Here is a 19248-nt window from a genome sequence, read left to right on the forward strand (position 1 = left end):
GCTCGCGCGCCGACCGTGGAGCTCCCAGCCGAGCTCGCCGGCATAGAACATTCGGAACGCCCACACCTTGTTGCCTGCGACCTCGATTTTTCTATGCAGTCAGCCATGGAAACGCCTCGTTGGTCAGCGCCGGATCGCGCTCTACAAACCCGATGACGGCCATATGGACCCGGCAGGTGCGACTTTCACGCTGACCAAGGGTGCGCGCCAGATCGGCGCAACGATTACCCGCCAGTGCCGGGTGACTGACATAAAGCCCGGCCAAATGGCGAATGGGGGGTATTCTCCGAGCAGGGCGAGATCGTTTGCGAAGTGAATGCCGGCAGCATCTCCACCGCACGGTGCGCCGTCGTGTCAAGCCGAGCGCACTCTACGGCCGTTTGAAGGAAAAGCGCGGTGTTCGAATGTCTACGGCTGGGAGCGGCCGCTCTCGTTCCCTCGCGGTGGCTTGAGCAGCGCGACCACTATTCATTCCGCCGCCCCGCCCTGGCACCATCTCGCGGGGAGGAGGTTCGCGCCGTGCGCGAACGGGCCGGGCTGATAGATATTTCCGCCTTCACCAAGATTGAGGTGTCGGCTCCAGACGGGCACGCTTTCTCGACCGGCTTGTGGCGAACCGGCTGCCGTCGAAGCCTGGCCGAATCGCGCTGGCGCATCTGCTGAACGACAATGGCCGCATTGAGCTCAAGACGACCATCGTTCGCTTCGCCGATGACCAGTTCTACTTCAGAGCCTTCTTTGAGCAGCGTCTGCTGAATTATTTGGCAATGAACAAAAAGGTCGACGAGGCGGTTACGATCGCGATCCTGTGTGAGGACTGGGGCGCACTCGCGCTGAACGGGCCACATGCGCGTGATATTCTTGCGGCCCGTAGCCGCGCTAGAGGAGCGCGACCTGCTATGAAGGTCACCCGGATTTGCGTGTGTCGGCTCAATCTTCCGCTGACGAACCCTCGCCATCTTGACGTTGGCAAGTTCCACCGCCGAACCGTCAGCCTTCACGCGAACCTTCACATTCGCATCCACGACCCGCTTCACGGGCACCAGGATCTTCACTGAACTCTTTTCCTTTAGTCGATCCACGAGAACTTGAACCCGGGAGAATAGCGAGATCGCCCGGAAGCCAGCTACATTTCTCAGCGCAAGGGCAACGCGATGTGGCAGGACGACAATTGTCGAATCGCGGTTTCATCGCGTAGCACCGCTTATTCGGCGGACAGTTGCTTGGCGGCCGCCATTATCGCGTTCTGCGTCCAAGCGAGATCGCTGCTGGAGAGAGCAAGGCTAGGATAAATCTTGCCCGGCGATTTAAAGATTCCATGCTGACGGAGCCGAGCATTAAACCTGCCTGCCAAACTATTGTCCGCCTTGAGAACATCTCTGTAGAACTTCACCGAACGCTTAGTGAATACGACATCAAAAAGAACAGGATCCCCAACGATTTGATAATCGACTCCTGTTTGATCGAGAGCATCCCTAAGGAAGCCCATGATGGCCTCCCCATTTCTGCGAAGCCGGTCATAGCTGTCCGGACGGCGAAGGATTTCGAGCGTCTTCAGGCCGGCAACGGCTGCAAGCGGATTGCCGCTCAGGGTTCCGATCTGCAGGGTAAAGCGATCTTTGCCGACCACGCTCTTGTCGAAATGAGCCATGATGTCTGCTTGGCCCACCACCGCGGCAAGCGGGAGACCGCCGCCTACGATTTTGCCGACGGTGCAAAGATCCGGCACAACGCCGTACTTTTCTTGTCCCCCGCCGTAGGCCAAACGGAATCCGGTAACTACCTCATCGAAAATTAGCACGATCCCGTGCTTCGAGGTTTCTTCGCGCAACACTTCGAGAAATCCTGGCTCCGGAGGAATCAGGCGCTGAAGCGGTTCAACGATCACACCAGCGATTCTCTCGCCATGTTCATCAAGGAACTGCCGAATAAAATCCGGATCGTTGAACGGCGCGACGTAGATGCTTTCGCGGACTTGTTCGGGTATTCCCGCTGAATCCGGAACGCCATTTGGATAGTTCTCCAGTCTGTCGGGGAAGACACTGATCAGGGCATCTGAAGACATGCCATGATAGCCGCCTTCGAATTTTAAAATGAGGTCCCGACCAGTATGCGCGCGAGCAAGGCGCATCGCGAACATGTCTGCCTCGCCACCGCTCGAAACAAATCGTAGCTTTTCCGCACACTGCAAGGCTTGGCATATCGCTTCGGCAAGCTCTATACCGTGCCTGTTGCTGGCGAAAAACGTCAGTCCTTTTCCTGCCTGCTCTCGAATTGCCTCAACGACCTCTTCATTGTCGTGTCCCAGGATCATCGGTCCCGAGCCAATGAGGTAGTCGACGTATTCCTTCCCGTCCTCATCCCAGACGCGAGCGCCATGGCCTTCGCGAATGACGATCGACGGGTCGAAATTACCGAATCCACCGCCGGGCAGCACACCTTTCGCCCTGTCGACCCACTGCTTCTGCGCCGGCTGCGCAACTGAATTGTCAAGCATTGGCCGCCACCCTCTTCCTCTGGCTGTCTGCGCCTGCATCGGCGCGGGGGCGAACATTGTCGGGATCGAAAGCCGGCTCGCCCAGCACCTCCGCCTTCCGGATTTCACCCATGATCGTGACATCCACCTTTGTTCCCGGGCTCGCGACATCGGGCGACACGTAGGCAAAGGCGAGAATCTTGCCGACGGACGGCGAGTAGGCGATCGAGGTCACCGATCCCACTTGACGGTCTCCCATCAGCACGGCTTCGCCGCCATTTCCATCCGACACCCCGTCGGACTCGATCTGCAGATAAGCGCAGATCCACGACGGGCCCTTCTCCAGAGCGGCCAGTGTGGCCTGCTTGCCCCTGAACTCAGCCTTGTCGGTCTTGACGAAGCGCATCACATCGGCCTCCGGCAAAGTGACCTCGTTGGTAAGTTCGCCAGCCCCCTTGAACATCTTCTCCAATCGCATGACGTTCATCGCGAAAGAGCCGTAGTCGATCAGCCCCATGGCATCGCCAATCTCATGCAATGCATCGTAGACGGCCGGGATGCTCTCTTTTGGTCCATGGAACTCCCAGCCCACCTCGCCCGCGTAGGACATCCGGAACGCCCATACCTTCTCCCCTGCGATCTCGATCTCCTGGGCCGTAAGCCAGGGGAACGCCTCGTTGGTCAAGGCAGCGCTTGTGTTCGGGGCCAGGATCTCGCGGGAGCGAGGTCCATTGAGAGCCAAGGCTCCCCAGGCATCAGACAGATTGGTGATGGTTACATCGTCGTGATCAGTGCGAGCGAACCTCAGATAGTCCAGCAAGCGCTGCTCGAAGAACGCCGCGCAGGTGAAATAGAAGCGATCGTCGGCGAGGCGAACAATGGTCGTTTCCAACTCGATGCGACCGTTCTCATTCAACAGGTGAGTCAACGCAATGCGACCGGGCTTCGAAGGCAGCCTGTTCGGGATGAGCCTATCGATGAATTTGGCCGCTCCCGGTCCAGAGACTTGAACCTTGGTGAACGCGGAAATGTCTATCACGCCGGCGCACTCGCGCACGCTGTTGACCTCTTGCTGGACAAGAGGAAACCAAGCGGGCCTGCGGAAAGAATAGTAGTCTCGTTGCTCGACACCGTCGCGCGCGAACCAGCGCGGACGTTCCCATCCGTAGACTTCTTCGAACACAGCACCCCGACTTTTGAGGCGTTCATAGAGGGCGCTGGGCTTGACTGGCCTGCCGGCATGCCTGTTGAGGTGAGGGAACGGAACTTCATGGCGCAGAAGGTAGTCCTCTTTCGCCTTTGTAACCTGATATCCCTGGTCGGCGAAGCGGCCGAAGCGCCGCGGATCGTAGTCGCGCATGTTGATGTCCGACGCACCGTGGACCATCCAGCGAGCCAGTTCACGTGTCAGCCCTGGGCCCCAACCGATACCGATTTGGCAACCGCAGTTCAGCCAAAAATTCCTGAGCCCCGGTGCTGGCCCGATCAGCGGGTTGCCGTCCGGCGGATGCGAAATCGCCCCGTGAACGGCTCGTTTGATGCCAAGCTGGGAAAGCACAGGCATACGGCCCATGGCGTTCTCTAGCCACGGCATAATCCGGTCATAATGCGGCTCGAAAAGTTCGTGTTCCGCCTCCCAAGGACATTCGTCGATCCAAACCGCATTCGGATTGGCCTTCTCATAAATGCCGATGAGGCCGGACTTCTGCTCCATTCGGATGTAACCGGAGACAAGCTGGTCGTCTCTGATGACGGGCAGCTCCCTTTCTAGGGACATGAATTCCGGCACGGTATCCGTAATCAGATAGTGGTGAGTCATCGACGTGATGGGCACGTCGAGACCCACCCACTTCCCAACCTGGCGGGCATAGGTGCCGCCAGCATTGACAACGTGTTCGCAAACGATCTCGCCCTGCTCCGTGAAGACCCTCCATTCGCCGTTCGGCTCTCGCTTGATGTCGGTGGCGCGGCACTGCCGAATAATTTTGGCACCAAATTGTCTCGCGCCCTGAGCCAAGGCGAATGTAGCGCCGGAGGGATCCACATGCCCATCATCGGGTGTGTAGAGCGCGGCTTGAACGCCTTCGAGATTGTAGAATGGATGCAGCTCCCTTATGCGCTGTGGTCCCACCAATTCCATGGTGAACCCAAGAGCCTTGCCGACGCTCAGGGTTTGACGAAGCCAATCGAGCTCATCGTCAGTGTAGGCGAGCCGCAGCGACCCGCAGCCATGCCAAGTCACCGACTGGCCAGTCTCTTGCTCCAGTACCTTGGAGTAGAGATCGATATTGTAGCCAACGCATTTGCCTAAGGAGAAACTCGATGTCGAATGGGTAATCTGGCCTGCTGCATGCCAGGTAGACCCCGACGTCAACTCGGCTTTCTCCAGGAGAACTACGTCTGTCCACCCCTCGTGCGCCAGGTGGTAGGCCAACCCACAGCCCATGACCCCGCCACCAATAATCACCACGCGCGCATGAGATACGCTCATTGTCAGTTCTCCTAATCGAATGGTCTCAAAACCTAATAGGACAGATGTGCGTTTGTCAATGATAAATCGAAAAATTGTACCATAGCGGGCCATGCGGCCAAGCTTGCGCGAGCAGCCTTACGGGGAGCCTCCTAATGAGATTTTGAGGAATTAGGTGGGCACAGCCGATGCCGCCGAGCGTGAGCACGCCGCGGCTGTTCCCGCTTCCCTAGTGGGAAAGAATCTTTGACAGGAAGTCCTTTGCCCGCCTGTCCGTCGGTGCGGTGAAAAATTGCTCCGGCTCAGCTTCTTCAACTATTCGCCCGGAATCCAAGAAAACGATGCGATCGGCGACCTTGCGCGCGAATCCCATTTCGTGCGTCACGACAACCATGGTCATGCCCGCCTGTGCGAGCTCACCCATGACATCCAGCACTTCTGAAATCATCTCCGGATCAAGGGCGGATGTCGGCTCGTCGAAAAGCATCACCTTTGGGTCCATGGCCAGTGAGCGGGCAATCGCGAGGCGCTGCCTTTGCCCGCCCGAAAGGCGGCCCGGGAACTCGCGGGCCTTGTCGCCTATGCCGACGCGTTTGAGCAGCGCGTGAGCGCGCTCCTCCGCCTCTCGCCTGGCGGTCCCACGCACCAGGCGGGGTGCCAGGGTAATGTTGTCGATCGCGTCGAGATGCGGATACAGATTGAAATTCTGAAAGACCATTCCGACTTCGCAACGAAGCTGCCGAAGGTTCTTCTTGGCTGCGTTCAGATTGTGATTAAGGACCCGCAAAGACCCGGTCTGAAACGTTTCCAGGCCATTGATGCATCGGGTCAGCGTTGACTTTCCCGAGCCGGACGGGCCGCACACAACGACGACTTCGCGCTCCCTCACATTGAGATCGATTTCGTGCAGCACCTGGGCGGTTCCAAAGCTCTTGCTGACCTTGGAGAACCGAATGATCGACTGAATCGTCATGTAACGAAATCCATTCCCTATGCTTCCGATCGCTCAAGCACCTACAGCGGAAACCCGCCCTCGCCACCTTTTCACGACCAAGGAGAGGGTGCCGCAAATGATAAAATATCCAATGCCAACCAAAGTATAGATCGCATACGGACTGAAGGTGTTGCTGTTTGTGATCTGCGCTGCTCTAAAGAAATCAATTACCCCCACCATTGAGACGAGAGACGTTGTCTTGAAAAGCATAATCACTTGCGACAGAAGGGCTGGCATCATGTTGGAAATAGCCTGGGGCAGGATTATCCATTTGAAGGATTGCCAGTTGTTCAAGCCCGTCGACGCAGCGGCCTCCCATTGACCCTTGTCCACGGAATACAACCCAGCTCGAATGACCTCAGCCAGGTACGAAGCCGCGATTATCGACATTGCCACCAGCGCCGCTGTCCAACCGTCGATTGGTTGACCCGTGATGGCCGGAGCGCCGAAGTAGACCCAAAATATCACCATCAACTCGGGCGTCGCGCGAACGATCTCGATCAGGAAAACCGCCGGAATCCTGGCGAAAGACGAACCGTGGACGCGCGCCACCGCCAAAGGTATCGCGGCCGCCAGTCCGATCGCAGTGGACAGGATGGAGAGCTGAATTGATAGCCATAGGCCTTGCGCGATCAGGCCGGCGCTCGGCCAAATGGGAGCCCAGCGAAACCCAGCCGCTTTCCAAGCACCCACAAAGCACAGGAACGCGAGGCAACCGTACCAAATAACCGCCTTCCGGCGATCGGCATCCTCTGGCTGGCGATCGAGATTCATCGGCGTTCCCGGTCCATTAGCACTTGGACAGCGCTCATCGCGCCCGCTATCAGCAAAGCAAGCATCAGGTACAGGACCGTCACCGCGATCGCGGCCTCCATGCCGCGAAACGTCTCCTGCTCGATCTGCTGGGTCATGAACGTGAGGTCTTCAATCGCGATCAGCATCACAGTCGATGAATTCTTCACGACTTGGATAAATTGGCTGGTCAGGGGCGGTACAGTGATCCGGATCGCCTGCGGCAGTATGATCCTCGTAAATACCTGTCGGCCTGACAGGCCGGAAGCGATGCCGGCCTCCCACTGCCCTGTGGGAAGAGCCCGGATTCCTGAGGTCACAACATCAGAGATATAGGCGCCCTGATGCAACGTTAAAGCTATCACGCCGGAAATGGATGCATCGATCCCGAAGGCGTAATATATGGCAAATAATTTTACAACTACTGGTATATCCCTGATGACTTCTACACACGTATCTAAGGACTTTCTGAGATGGAAGCCCGCAGTAACCTTCAAGCAGCCGACAACCGATCCGATCAGAAAAGACAGAGCTATCGAGATCAGAGATATGCGGAGCGTCGTACCCAAACCCTGGAACAGCAGAGCTCGGTACTCCCAGATTATTCCCCAGTCGAGATGCATGAGGTTTCCGTAGGGTTCCGCGTCAAGCCCCGATCACTCAGGTCGACCAGTGGCGCGGCTTTCGCGGCGCTTGTTGGTCCGGCCGACCTGCGTTCATGTCTGTCTGGAAGCTACCACTTATCGGGGCCGTGCACTTCCGCTACGCCAGGCTGCATCATGCCTGGCTGCCACAACACGAACCCTGGCTCTTCGTTGTAGTATTTGCGGTAGATCTCCTGGAGTTTGCCTTCAAGCCAAAGGCGCTGCAGGCCCCAGTTCACCCAGTTGCGCCATTTCGAATCGTTCTGCCGAACCATGATGGCGCTGGAGTCCCGATAGAAAGGCTCGCCCACCGCGAGCTTCGCGTCGGACATTTTTTCGATCATCAGCTCCGCCTGCAAGGAGTCGATCAGAACGCAGTCCACTTGCCCTTGGGCAACGGCCAGCAGCAGTTCCGGATACTGTTGGAAGAGCTTGAACTTGGCGCCAGCATTGGTCGCTCTCCAGTAGCCTATATAGACTGCGCCCTGCGTCGCGCCGATCGTCTTTTCCGTGCCGGCGTAAGCCTTGGGGTCCGTCGGTTCACCTTTCCGGACAAGTATGACCGCCTGCTCGGTGTTCCAGATCAAGGAAAAGTCCACGACTTCCTCGCGAATCTTGGAGTTTGTGGTAGGACCGAACTCGGCATCAATCTGCCCGTTCAGCAAGAGCGGGATTCGGGTCTGCGACGTCGTCTGCACGAACTTGACTTCGACACCCAAGTGCTTGCCGAACTCCCTCGCCACATCCGGTCCGTAGCCCTGCACGACGCCCTGCGCGTCAGCGAAGCTGCCCGGAGGATAATCGTATCGCGCGCCGGCTAACAAGTGGCCGCGCTTCATTATCGCATCCAAGGTCGAGGTGACCTCCTCGGCCTTGGCGCCTTTGGCCACGAGCGATGCGGCGGCCGTGGCCCCCATCGCCGATAACATGCTGCGTCTGTCCATGTTTCACTCCCCTGAGCTTAACCGCTTTTTCTTTTTTGGGATGGGGTTCGCCATCCCTGGCCATCACAACCGTGGAACCGACCGGCGGTTAGAGAACGATTGTTTTCCCGCAGAGAACCTGGCGTACAAACGTTTTTGAGTCAATTCGGATTCGGAGAATTGCTTGGACATCCCAGTGAGGATGAAACGACGTTGACCGGACGGAGCCCTGCGGTAGCTTTAAAAGATGGCCGTCGACCTGATAGGAATGGACAAAGCACCTTCGGCCAAAAGACCGACAAGCTCGGCAGGAGCATCGCAAGCTTTGGCCTTTCGTGTCAGATCGGCGTCCGTCATCGGATTCTTGGGCCCTCCGCGCACATAAGCCACGGCTTTTTCGAGGCGCTGCCCTGATTGCAATGTAACGACAAGGCGGTCGGGAGCTTCTGGCGATAGATCTTGGATGTCATCCGGGACTTGTTCAGGTACGATCGACACTTTCAGCATCAGGGCCCGAGTGTCCGGCTCGCTCAGCGCTGCCGGTTCGAAATCAGCAGGGGTCAACACGCCACACAACATTGCTCTTGCGACGCAATACCGAACTGAGAACCGCGCCTCCGCGGATGTCGTGGGTTCGGCGATCGACACAACTCGCACGAAAGGCGCGGGACTGTGGATCGCTATCGAAGCGATCGATGTGGGATCGATCTGGTGATTCTCGCGTAGCCCGATAGCTGCCTCGATCGGCCTTTGGGTATAGGAACAGCTTGGCCAAGATTTTCGCGCAACCGGATGGTCCATAATTCCTTGCCCGATGATTCTGGTCGCAAGGACCGCCCGAGTTCCTGGAGACGTGGGCGTCCCAAAATTCGCCAGGAAGCCCAAAGGGCCGTCCCAAACAAGGCCGGAAGCTGCTACCGCTCCGACCCTCGCGTACTGAGCCGCAAATACTCCGCCCCTGGCAGCTAAGCCAACATGGGCAACCTTCATGTCTGTTCCGAACTGATGCTGAAGCCCCGCAGATACGCTGGACCCCATATTCATCGCGGCCGCAATGCGTTCGCTTGGCAGGTCCATGGCGTGAGCACATGCGGCGGCAGCGGCGATCGGACCAAGCGTGGATGTTGAATGCCATCCCGACAGGTAGTGCCCGAAGCCGAGAGATTCACCCAGACGAACAATAACCTCATATCCGACCGTCCAGGCTCGAAGGATATCGCCAACGGTCAAGCCGTCGCGAAAGCCAACGGCAAGAAGCGCCGCAAGGATCGGTGCACTGGGGTGCGTCGAGCCGACGAATTCGTAATCGTCGAAATCGAGAGCATGGGAGCGCACGCCATTGAGAAAGGCAGCCCCACCGACACTGAGCATGCCGCCACCAACAATCGAAACCGCACCCTCTCCGGATTCTAACGATATCGCCTTCTCAGCCAGGGCAGACACGGCTGTAGTTCTGCCGCCAAACATGCAAGATGCGGTATCGACAAGGCTTCGGCGCGCCTCCCTTTCGATTGTGGGAGACATATCGCCCCTATAGCGCCCGGCCCATTCGGCAATTGACGAGGCGATATCGAGATTCGGCATATTCATTCAGCTTGCTGATCAAGACTTTGATCGTTTGCAATTGGAGGGCGGCTCAGCTGCGTTAGTGGTCTGCCGGCAGAAGCTCGTTCATTTCGGCGCGGGAAAGCAACTTTCAGAGGCTATGCCATTCCACAAGCTGGGGCACGCACACCCGTGCTTTCAACGCGTGCATCGCGTACATTCATGTGCCTTCTCCGAGCAAACACGCTATAGACAACGCTACCGAACAACTGTATGGATGTCAACCATGAAGCGAATGAATGTACCATCCGAAAGGTCCGCGGCCGCGGTTCTGGAAGAGATTAGAGGGCGGCTCATTTCGTTCACACCGGAATTGCACAAGGCCGCTACCCATGTACTTGAGAACTCAAATCTGATCAGCATCACGTCGATCAGAAACATGGCGCAGGGCGCCGATATCAAGCCAAATACTTTGGTCAGGATGGCCCGCGCTCTGGGCTTTGAAGGGTACGAGGATTTTCGTAGACCCTTTAGAGAACAAGTCATGCGAGGGCGCGACGACTTTCCGGACCGAGCGCGATGGCTTCAGTCACTTTCGAAGGGCGGCAAGCTCGCCAGCCTCTACAGCCAGATGGCGTCGACATCCATAGAGAATATTGAGGGTCTGTTTACTGGTACGAGCGCAACCGAGATAAAGAAGCTCGCCGACGCTATCGTGAGTGCGCGAATGACATATGTGCTTGGCGTAGGCTTCGCCAGTTCCATTGCCCGAAACTTCGCCTATCTTGCGAGCATGGCCGTAGGCGGCGTTGTCGCCATCCCGCGTGAAGGGTCCCTGCCTATTGACGGACTGGTCCACGCCGAGAAGGGCGACATCCTGGTGGCGATGACATTTAAGCCATATCGACGCGAGATCATCGAGGCTGTCGAAGTCGCCCGTTCTTACGGCCTCAAGGTGGTTGGCATATCTGACAGCCCGGCATCGCCGATCCTCGTCCGGGCAGATCAGCGTTTCGTCATACCCACCAACACCCCGCAATTTTTTCCCTCTACCGTTGCTGTTACCGCGCTTTTCGAGACGATCATGGCCTTTGTCGTAGCGGAAGCCAAGACCGGCGCTGTCAATAATATCGAGCGTTTCCACCAACGGCGGCATGATCTGGGTATCTACTGGAAAGATGAGCAAAGGTGATGCCGGCCCGTTCGCACATAGAGGACAGAATGGAACAAAATCTCTTTGAATTGGGCCTGTCCAAAAGAAAGGCCGTACTTGGCGCCGAGTACGTTGAGAAAAACCTCGCGTCGGCAGACGAATTCACCCGCCCGTTCCAGGAAGCGATGACGGCTTGGTGTTGGGGATTTGGCTGGGGAGATGAAGCAATCGATCCAAAGACGAGATCGCTGATGAACCTGGCCATGATCGGCGCCTTAGGGAAGATGCACGAATGGGAGACCCATTGTCGTGGCGCAATCAACAATGGTGTCTCAAAGGACGAGATCCGTGCTGCGATTCACATAGTTGGCATCTATTGCGGCGTGCCACAGGCTTTAGAGTGCTTCAGGGTTGCTCGCAAAGTACTTGAGGAACGAAATCTCTTATAAGCCTAAGAACTCGTCGGGCCTGATATGGTCGACGTTGGGCTGGCGGCCGGCGAAAAGGCTCGGCTTGTGCGAGAATCTTTTCGAGGCCGCGTAGCGTAGCCACCATCAGGTGTTGGGCCGCGGCTTCTGAGCGACATCGAACAATTCTGGGGGTGCGCCGTGAGAATTTGGTCCGGCAACGATGAACGTACTCAGGCTACTCGTGTGAAGACAGGGTTTCGATTTTGCAACGGCTGACACCGCTTGACGCAGCGCGGGGCTCCTCGGGTCGATACAACGAGGCCCGAAAGCAAGGCCTGGAAACCATGCCCGGCAGGTTTAACTTTTACCTGCTTCCCGCTTTTTCCCTGCATGCTTTTTCCTCCGCGATTGAAGTGCTTACGCTGGCTAACGAAGCGACGGGACGAAACGCCTATAGTTGGCAGGTTGTTTCGGGCGACGGACAACCGGTGGTGTCGAGTTGCGGCATCACCATAAGCTCAGCCGCCGCATTGCGATCGGAGCGTGACCGCCTTCGATCAAACCCAGCCACGGTCGCGATAGTGTGTGGAGGCCGTTCCCTCCCTCGACATGACAGCCAGTTGGATGCCTGGCTCAGAGAGTGCCGCAACCGTCGCGCGCGCCTTATCGGCATAGGTGGCGGAACCCTAGTCCTTGCTCGAGCGGGCCTGGCAGAAGGTCGCCGCTGCGCCGTGCACTGGGAGCAATTCCCGCTATTCCTGGAGAAGTTTCCAAGCGTTATAGCTACGCAAGCCGCATTCGAGGAAGATGGTGAGCTGTATACCTGCTCTGGCGCAGGCGCATCCTTTGATACATTCCTGGATCTGGTTGGACGCGATCATGGAGCTGCCGTCGTAAATCGCATATGTGAGAAGGCCATCGCGTGTCGTGTCCGCTCTGTTGGGGACCGTCAACGCTTGCCGCCGAATTCCCGCGTACGATGCAATCACAAGGCAGTGATAACAGTCATCGATCAGATGGAAGCACATATCGGCGATCCCAAGTCGGTAAATGGACTGGTGGCAGCGACTGGCCTTACACGCCGCCAAATTGAGCGACTCTTCAGGCGTGAACTAGGACGAGGTCCGAGCCGCTACTACCTGGAACTGCGTCTCGAGCGCGCGCACTTGCTGCTTCGAAGCTCGAACCTGCCCGTTATAGAGATAGCTGTAGCGTGCGGATTCGTCTCTGCATCACATTTCTCAAAAGTCTATCGGGAAATGTACGGCTGCGCCCCACATCAAACTCGATTGTTGTCGTACGGAACTGGACAAGATCGCCCATATGATCCGCTCGCTGATCCTGCTGGCGGTCCAGCTGCCGACTGCATGACTGCATCCTCCAGAACCATGCGCGCAGAATCATCGGGCTTTAAACCCCGTTAGTCAGGTGCAAGAGACCCATAGGAGGTCCACGGGCAATCAAAATTCAGGGCAAAGGCGGATAAAAGGTCAAACAACCGCTCGGATTGAGCAATGCCGTCAGCCTTGTCGAGAAATCGGCTGAACTCGACCGCAAACGCCTCCCTGGGTGCCTCGGGGAATGCATCGACGAGACTAAGGATCCGCGGGCGTTCCATAATCTCTCTCCGCAGCCATTTTGCGCTGGATGTTGTGATTGGCATACAGATGCACAGAGCTGTCAGGTACCAGGCTCGCCATGCCGTCACCGCAGGTCGGGCGTCGCCAAAGCTGTATCACATTGCCGCAATGCGTAAGGTTATTTTGCGTGAAGTAGATGTTGCGCTAGTATTTCGAAATGTGACCTGTGCAGGTACAATTCTCCAATTTCGGTTGCTGACGCAAATTGATTTCCCACCGGTTAATTTTCAGATTGGATTGGAGACCGGCCTCGTTAAGGTAAGCGTCGTTCTCAGGCCAAGGCCTTGAGCTCCGGCTTGGCGATGTAGGTCCAGGGCAGGAGTTCGTCAATTTGCTGTTCGGATGGCCGTTGACGATCCTGGCGAGCACGTCGGCCAGGTAGCCGAGCGGCTCGACGCCGTTCAGCTTGCACGTCTCGATCAGCGAAGCGACGACGGCCCAGTGCTCGGCGCCGCCGTCAGAGCCCGCGAAGAGGGCGTTCTTCCGGTTGAGCGCGATCGGGCGGATCGACCGCTCGACGATATTGGAGTCGACCTCGATGCGTCCGTCGTCGAGGAAGTGGGTGAGCCCCTCGCAGCGTGACAGCGTATAGCGGATCGCCTCGGCGAGCTTGGTCTTCTGGCTGATCAGGCCGAGCTTCTCGCGCAGCCACGGCTCGAGCTCGACCAGGATGGGCCGGCTCCTTTCCTGGCGCGCGGCACGACGTGCGTCTGCCGGCTGGCCGCGGATGTCGTCCTTGACGCGATAGAGTTCTGAGATGCGCCGGAGCGCCTCGCTCGCGATCGGCGCTGGGCCAGCCGCGGCGAGTTCGTAGAAGCGCCGGCGCACGTGTGCCCAGCAGAAGGCGAGCGTTGCGCCGCCATCAGGCCAGCATCTCGGGTCGCCTTCCGCTTCCGTGGCTGTGCTGGACGCGTCGGCGCGGGTTCCGGAGGCGCCACCACCGCCGGCACGAAGGTCGGGGATTCCTGCTGCACCGAAGCGGCCTGTTTGCGCGCTTCGCGCCGCCAGGCGAACACCTGCTGTGGCCTGAGACCATAACGCCGGGCGACTTCGGAAATGATTGCGTTCGGTTCCAGCGTCTCCGCGACGATCCGCGCCTTGTCATCCAGCGACCAGTGACGCCGGCCGCCAGCACCGTTGATCACCTCGAAACGCCGAGGCTGCCGCTCCGGGTCGAGCGTAAGGTCAAGTCCAGACACAAGCCTATCTCCGATCCCAATACAGGATCGGCAACCTCACAGATCGCGATCACTCCCGAAAGGTGGCCCCGAAACACCGCTTACTCGTTAAGCACGGACTGAAACTGACCATGTGATCCGGATTGGTTCCATGGCGAGGACCTCCATAGTGGGCTGATGCGCCGCGACGCGCTGTGAACGTCCCGCCAGGTCGCCGATCGTGCCCCTGCGGACTCTGGAAGTCCGCTACCTCAGCGAAGAAAAACGAAACGGAGCTTTCGAGCTTTCCGATCACAAGCCCGTTCGTTTTTTTGATGACGCGCACGTCTCGTGCGATCTGTTGATGCGGAAAGCGGGCTCCGAATTGACCGTTCACTGAGTTCGGGCTTCTGGCAAGATCAAGAATGAGAGATCATCCGGATCGGCTTTCGAAGGAGAGAACAACGAGCCTCTCGGCTTGGTCGCTGCGATGAGTTAGGCTCTCACAATGAACCAATTGCAACATATCCTTCAAACAAGCTTGCAGAATCTTTGCGATTGCAAACCGCTGATAGTGGTACGCTGCTGACGACAGTACGTTCACTAGACACTCTGGTCAGGCGAAACTGAAGAAGTTGATGCCTATTTATCTCGACCGCACGCAACGTGGAGACAGCAGAAAATGGCAAGAAGATCGCTCATACTAGTTGAAGCCGGGAGGAGCAATGGTCTTATGTACGTCCAAGCGGCCCAGCGTCTTGGTCTTCATCCAATTACCTTGTCGACTGATCCAACTCAGTACGACTATCTTGCAACCCGAAGCATTGACGCAGTCCGTATCGATACAGACAATCTCGATGCGCTGATCCGTGAATGTTCCCAGCTGCGTGCAACCTATGATATTGCTGGAATTACATCCTCCGCGGAACCGTTCTGTGCGAAAGTTGGCAAGCTCTGCCGGCATTTCGATCTACCCGGACCGGACCCCACCTCTATTGAGCGATGCTGCGACAAATTCGTCCAACGCCAGCTTCTCGCGGAAGCCGGGGTTCCAATACCAGCGTATCGCGTGGCCACTAATGTGGCGGACGTCGAAAGCTCTGCCGCAGAGATCGGCCTGCCAGTGATTCTCAAGCCAGCCGTAGGCACTGGCAGCCAAGGCGTCCGATTGTGCCGCAATATCCACGAGCTAGCCGAACACACGACCTATCTATTGGGCGGCAAGCACATTTGGCGGTCCCCGCCGAGAATACTGGTCGAAGAATTCGCAGAAGGTCCGCATTATATCACTCATGTGATGGGACATGAGGTCATTGGGATTGAGGCAGCTGACTTCGACCGCCCACCGCATTTCGTCTTTCGTGGGGGCATCTTTCCCGCTCCGCTAACTGATGACGAGCATAAGCGTATCATCGATACTTCGTTGAGCTGTTTGCAAGCTCTGAGCCTTGGCTGGGGGCCAACGTGCATTGAACTCCGGTGGACGAAGTGTGGCCCAGTCGTCATTGAAGTCAATCCGCGTCTTGGTGGCGGTCCTGAACACATTCAGCTGGCTTACGGTATCGATCTCATCACCGAGCACATCAAACTTGTCACCGGCGACGAATGGGATTTGCGTAAAAGGCATTCGGAAATTGCTGGCTGGCGGAACCTACTTCCCGATCACGAGGGTACCCTCGACTGGATCGATGACGGCAGTCGGGCAGCTGCGGTACCTGGTGTGGCCGAGATCAAATTGTGGGTCAAACCCAAGATGCCGATCGTTAGGAAAGGCGATTACCTAGACTCCATGGGATATGTCATCGCCTTTTCACGCAGCCATACTCGGACCGAGGCAATACTTCAAAGTGCCGTCGAATTGATCAATTGGTCGATCACACCGTTTCCGCCCGTTAGTGAATAGGAACAGCCTGATCTAACTGGACCGCTTTTGGCCAAGGCATAGATCGGTACACTTGCGAAGCTGGGCGGCGTTTTGTCCTGCGGTCTCAAAGATGTGTCCGCATGATCGCCTTCGGGAAGCGCCAGTTTGGCGGCTACCCGGCCGATTGGTAAGACGCCCGTCGGCACGAACGCCCATCTTTGGTTGAGTGTGACTCGGCCCCTTGCACACCATTGCTGTCGTCGCCGCTTCGACCAAGAAAGGAAAGGCCGGTCAAGGTCCTGTCGCCGACAGTGGCCGGCTTCTTGCCCCCTGTGGTGAGGGACAGCCGGCAACTTCCAGTCCGGGCAAGAGTTCATCGAGCGGGCTGACGATGTGGTCATTGATGCTAGATAGCACGTTGGCGAGACAGTCCTGCAGGTTCAGGTCGGAGAGTTTCGCCGGTCCAATGGTCATCTGATCAGCGATGGTCGCCCCGCAAGGGGAGCGCGACGCGGCGGACGGGGGCGCAGGGCTGATCCTCAGCGTCCCATCCAGCCGCGAAACGTCAGGACATAGCGACCACGATATTGCCGACATGCCGCTTTTCCATGAACGCCTGCTGGGCAGCGGCAAGCTCGCGTAGTGGGTACTGAGCGGCGAGTATCGGCTTCAGCAGACCCCGCTCGATCAGGCGAACAAGGCGTGATGCCGTGCCTGGGGGCACGATCGTCGCGCCGGTGAGTTGCAGGTCCTTGTAGACCAGTTGGCGCAGGTCGAATTCGACAACCGGCCCGGCGATCGCGCCTGAAGTGGAATAGCGGCCGCCGTGACGCAACGCCTCGATCAAATATCCGAAAACGCTGCCGCCAACGACGTCGAGTGCGACATCGACACCGCCGCCGACAGCCGCGCGAATTGCTTCGGCCAAGTCGGGCGATGCGCGGTCAATCACCGTCTCAGCGCCGAGTTCCTCGAGCAGGGCCGCCTTCGAGCGCGAGGCGATCGCGATGACGCGAGCGCCGCGCAACCGGCAAAGTTGTATCGCGGCCGATCCCACTCCTCCCGAGGCGCCGGCGATCACCACGGCCTCCCCAGGCTTCAGACAGGTGCGCGAGATCAAATTCTCCGCCGTGGTGTAGGCACAGGGAAAGGTTGCCAGCTCGGCATCCGACAGCGGGCTCTCGATTCGGATCGCGTTGTCGCCGCGCACGGTAGTGAAGTCGGCAAATCCGCCGTCGCATTCGGACCCGAAATAGGCCGCGCTTTTGGCGTCAAACCAGTCCTCCGGGCCAAGCAGCCACGGGTCGACGATAACCCGTTCGCCGATCCGGCCGGTGTCAACGCCGTCGCCGATGGCCACGATCCGGCCCGCCACATCGGCGCCCTGGACGCGCGGAAACTGCAGCGCCGCGCTTCCCCAACCGCCGACATCGGCCTCGGCCACGGCGAAGCCCGCGCTGCCGCTCGACAGCGTGATGCCGTCATGGACGGCTTTGGAATACCATGCGGTGCGGGTGTTGATGTCGGTGTTGTTGAGGCCGCAGGCTCCGACCTTGATCAACACTTCGCCGGCAGCCGGCGCGGGAATGGGCCAATCTTCGCGGTATTCGAGCTTATCGAGACCGCCGTGGCCGGTCAGGATCACCGCACGCATAGATGTCGGCCGAGTCACGTTTTTCTCCTCGGGATCACGAATAGACCGCAACTGCCTCACCCAGCACCTCGACGTCCGGTTCGACGCCGAGACCGGGGTCGCTCGGCGGGGTAGCAAAGCCGTCGATGTTCCTGGCACCCTGGCCCGCAACCAGGTCGACAGCGAGATGATGATGGCAAAGCCAGCTCGCAAGCCTGTTTTCGGCTGCCGTGGAGGACGCCAGGTGGATGGCAGCCGTATCGGCCAGTGCGGAGCCGCCGAGGTCCTCGATATGCATCTGCCACCCCACCGACACGCCGAAATCCCGGATCTGCCTGGCCTTAGTCAGTCCCCCGACCCGGTTCGGCTTCACCTTGACGCCTTCGCAGGCACCGAGCTTCCAGGCTTCCAGATGGTCCTCGAAAGTGTGCAGGCATTCGTCCAGCATGATCGGCTGGCTCACCCTTCTCGCCACCTGCGCGCACTGCGACAGGGTCTGGCAGGGCTGCTCGACCCAGCCCCGCAGGCCTACATTATTCAAGACCCGGATCGCGACCGCCGGCAGCCAGGCACGATTGACATCATAGGTCACGGTCTCGTCGGGCTGCAGGGCGGCCTCGATTGCCTCTATCCTGGAGATGTCGTGCGCCGGGTCGCTGCCACCCACCTTTGCCGAATGGGTGCGGTAGCCGTGCGCATACGCCTCCCGGATAAGGGCAATCATCTCCTCATTCGAGCCGGTCGAGATCGACGAATTGACTGCGACCGGATCTGCTTCTTCGCCACCAAACAGGCGCCACAGCGGCATGCCGCTCGCCCTGCCGAGAATGTCCCAGCAGGCCATGTCGATGGCCGACTTGACGTAGAGATGGCCGGGCAAGGCTTTGTCCATAGTGCGGTTGATCGCGTCAAGCGCGCACGGGTCGCGCCCGAGCAGCGCTGGCACCAGCGTTGCGATGCCAGCCCGGATGCCAGGTCCGTGGGCAGGCAGGTAGGTGTTGCCCCATGGACAGCCTTCGCCCCAGCCGGACAGACCGGCATCCGTGTCGATGCGCACGAAAGTGCTGTCGAGTTTCTCGAACTTCAGCCGGCCGCCGGACAGCCAGTAAGGTTTCGTCAGCGGAAGCTCGTGCTGCCACACGTAAATCCGGGTGATCTTCATAGCAGCGGGGCGCTCCTCAAGAACCTTGCTGGCGACACGAAAGCTCAAGCGCCTGCGGCACGCCACAGTAGATACCGACGACATGGATCGCGGCGCGGATCTCTTCCATGGACACACCGTTGTTGAGCGCGCCGCGGCAATGGGTTTCCCACTCGTGCATCTTTCCGAGCCCCCCGATTATCGCGAGGTTCATGAGCGATCGCGTCTGGGCGTCGAGCGCTTCGTCGCCCCAGCCGAACCCCCAGCACCAGGCGGTCATCGCCTCTTGGAAGGGACGGGTGAAGGCGTCTGCAGCGGCGAGGTTCTTCTCCACGTATTCGGCCTCCAAGGTGGCCTTGCGCCTGGGAAGGCCCTCGTCGAACAAATCTTTCTTCACACGAAACTC

At 58.4% G+C, this 19248-nt stretch carries 15 protein-coding genes and 3 pseudogenes; 5 read left to right on the forward strand and 13 right to left on the reverse strand.

The window, feature by feature from the left end:
- Nucleotides 1–608: 608 nt before the first annotated feature.
- Nucleotides 609–821, forward strand: a pseudogene (locus tag MESOP_RS36890) (hypothetical protein); the annotation flags it as partial.
- A gap of 383 nt (nt 822–1204) precedes the next feature.
- On the opposite strand, the gene MESOP_RS31195 reads toward MESOP_RS36890, so the two are convergent.
- From MESOP_RS31195 to MESOP_RS31225, 7 genes are all read right to left on the reverse strand, one after another.
- Nucleotides 1205–2497, reverse strand: a complete 1293-nt coding sequence (locus tag MESOP_RS31195) for an aspartate aminotransferase family protein (RefSeq protein ID WP_013533446.1) — start codon at nt 2495–2497, stop codon at nt 1205–1207.
- Nucleotides 2490–4967, reverse strand: a complete 2478-nt coding sequence (locus MESOP_RS31200) for an FAD-dependent oxidoreductase (RefSeq protein WP_013533447.1) — start codon at nt 4965–4967, stop codon at nt 2490–2492. Before MESOP_RS31200 ends, MESOP_RS31195 begins: the two co-directional genes overlap by 8 nt.
- A 208-nt stretch (nt 4968–5175) precedes the next feature.
- Complete coding sequence (locus MESOP_RS31205; RefSeq protein WP_013533448.1) at nt 5176–5919, reverse strand: amino acid ABC transporter ATP-binding protein; 744 nt, start codon at nt 5917–5919, stop codon at nt 5176–5178.
- Nucleotides 5920–5952: 33 nt separating this feature from the next.
- Entirely contained in the window at nt 5953–6714 is a 762-nt protein-coding gene (locus MESOP_RS31210; RefSeq protein WP_013533449.1) for an amino acid ABC transporter permease, read from the reverse strand.
- Nucleotides 6711–7355 (reverse strand): amino acid ABC transporter permease, encoded by a 645-nt coding sequence (locus MESOP_RS31215; protein ID WP_013533450.1) that lies wholly within the window; start codon nt 7353–7355, stop codon nt 6711–6713. The genes MESOP_RS31210 and MESOP_RS31215 overlap by 4 nt, the downstream gene beginning before the upstream one ends.
- 110 nt (nt 7356–7465) lie before the next feature.
- Entirely contained in the window at nt 7466–8320 is an 855-nt protein-coding gene (locus tag MESOP_RS31220) for a substrate-binding periplasmic protein (RefSeq protein WP_013533451.1), read from the reverse strand.
- Between the two features lie 219 nt (nt 8321–8539).
- Nucleotides 8540–9889 carry an MmgE/PrpD family protein gene (locus tag MESOP_RS31225; RefSeq protein ID WP_245262919.1) on the reverse strand — a complete coding sequence of 450 codons (1350 nt, stop codon included), beginning with the start codon at nt 9887–9889 and terminating at the stop codon, nt 8540–8542.
- Between the two features lie 241 nt (nt 9890–10130).
- On the opposite strand from MESOP_RS31225, the gene MESOP_RS31230 reads away from it, so the two are divergent.
- The 3 genes from MESOP_RS31230 (at nt 10131) to MESOP_RS34405 (ending at nt 12831) form a co-directional block, all read left to right on the forward strand.
- A complete protein-coding gene (locus tag MESOP_RS31230; protein WP_013533453.1) occupies nt 10131–11036 on the forward strand; it encodes a MurR/RpiR family transcriptional regulator in 906 nt (301 codons plus the stop codon).
- A 29-nt stretch (nt 11037–11065) separates the two neighbouring features.
- Nucleotides 11066–11446 carry a carboxymuconolactone decarboxylase family protein gene (locus MESOP_RS31235; RefSeq protein ID WP_013533454.1) on the forward strand — a complete coding sequence of 127 codons (381 nt, stop codon included), beginning with the start codon at nt 11066–11068 and terminating at the stop codon, nt 11444–11446.
- A 305-nt stretch (nt 11447–11751) separates the two neighbouring features.
- Entirely contained in the window at nt 11752–12831 is a 1080-nt protein-coding gene (locus MESOP_RS34405) for a GlxA family transcriptional regulator (RefSeq protein ID WP_013533455.1), read from the forward strand.
- Here MESOP_RS34405 and MESOP_RS31245 read toward each other — a convergent pair.
- The 3 genes and pseudogenes from MESOP_RS31245 to tnpA all read right to left on the reverse strand — a co-directional run.
- Entirely contained in the window at nt 12828–13025 is a 198-nt protein-coding gene (locus MESOP_RS31245; protein ID WP_013533456.1) for a hypothetical protein, read from the reverse strand. The genes MESOP_RS34405 and MESOP_RS31245 overlap by 4 nt on opposite strands.
- A 293-nt stretch (nt 13026–13318) precedes the next feature.
- Nucleotides 13319–13908 (reverse strand): annotated as a pseudogene (gene tnpC, locus MESOP_RS31250) (IS66 family transposase); the annotation flags it as partial.
- Between the two features lie 26 nt (nt 13909–13934).
- Nucleotides 13935–14246: pseudogene (tnpA, locus tag MESOP_RS36895) on the reverse strand (IS66-like element accessory protein TnpA); the annotation flags it as partial.
- 640 nt (nt 14247–14886) lie between these two features.
- Between tnpA and MESOP_RS31255 the strand changes: the two are divergent.
- Nucleotides 14887–16107 (forward strand): ATP-grasp domain-containing protein, encoded by a 1221-nt coding sequence (locus MESOP_RS31255; RefSeq protein ID WP_013533457.1) that lies wholly within the window; start codon nt 14887–14889, stop codon nt 16105–16107.
- Between the two features lie 526 nt (nt 16108–16633).
- Here MESOP_RS31255 and MESOP_RS31260 read toward each other — a convergent pair.
- From MESOP_RS31260 to MESOP_RS31270, 3 genes are read right to left on the reverse strand one after another with little or no spacing between them, the layout of a single operon-like run.
- Nucleotides 16634–17740: an alcohol dehydrogenase family protein gene (locus MESOP_RS31260; RefSeq protein ID WP_013533458.1), complete on the reverse strand. Its 1107-nt coding sequence runs from the start codon at nt 17738–17740 to the stop codon at nt 16634–16636.
- 16 nt (nt 17741–17756) lie between these two features.
- A complete protein-coding gene (locus tag MESOP_RS31265; RefSeq protein WP_013533459.1) occupies nt 17757–18863 on the reverse strand; it encodes a mandelate racemase/muconate lactonizing enzyme family protein in 1107 nt (368 codons plus the stop codon).
- Between the two features lie 16 nt (nt 18864–18879).
- The gene (locus MESOP_RS31270) at nt 18880–19239 is read right to left on the reverse strand and encodes a carboxymuconolactone decarboxylase family protein (RefSeq protein ID WP_013533460.1); all 360 of its coding nucleotides are present in this window, start codon (nt 19237–19239) and stop codon (nt 18880–18882) included.
- Between the last annotated feature and the right edge of the window lie 9 nt (nt 19240–19248).

The organism is Mesorhizobium opportunistum WSM2075 (assembly GCF_000176035.2).
Taxonomy (GTDB): domain Bacteria; phylum Pseudomonadota; class Alphaproteobacteria; order Rhizobiales; family Rhizobiaceae; genus Mesorhizobium; species Mesorhizobium opportunistum.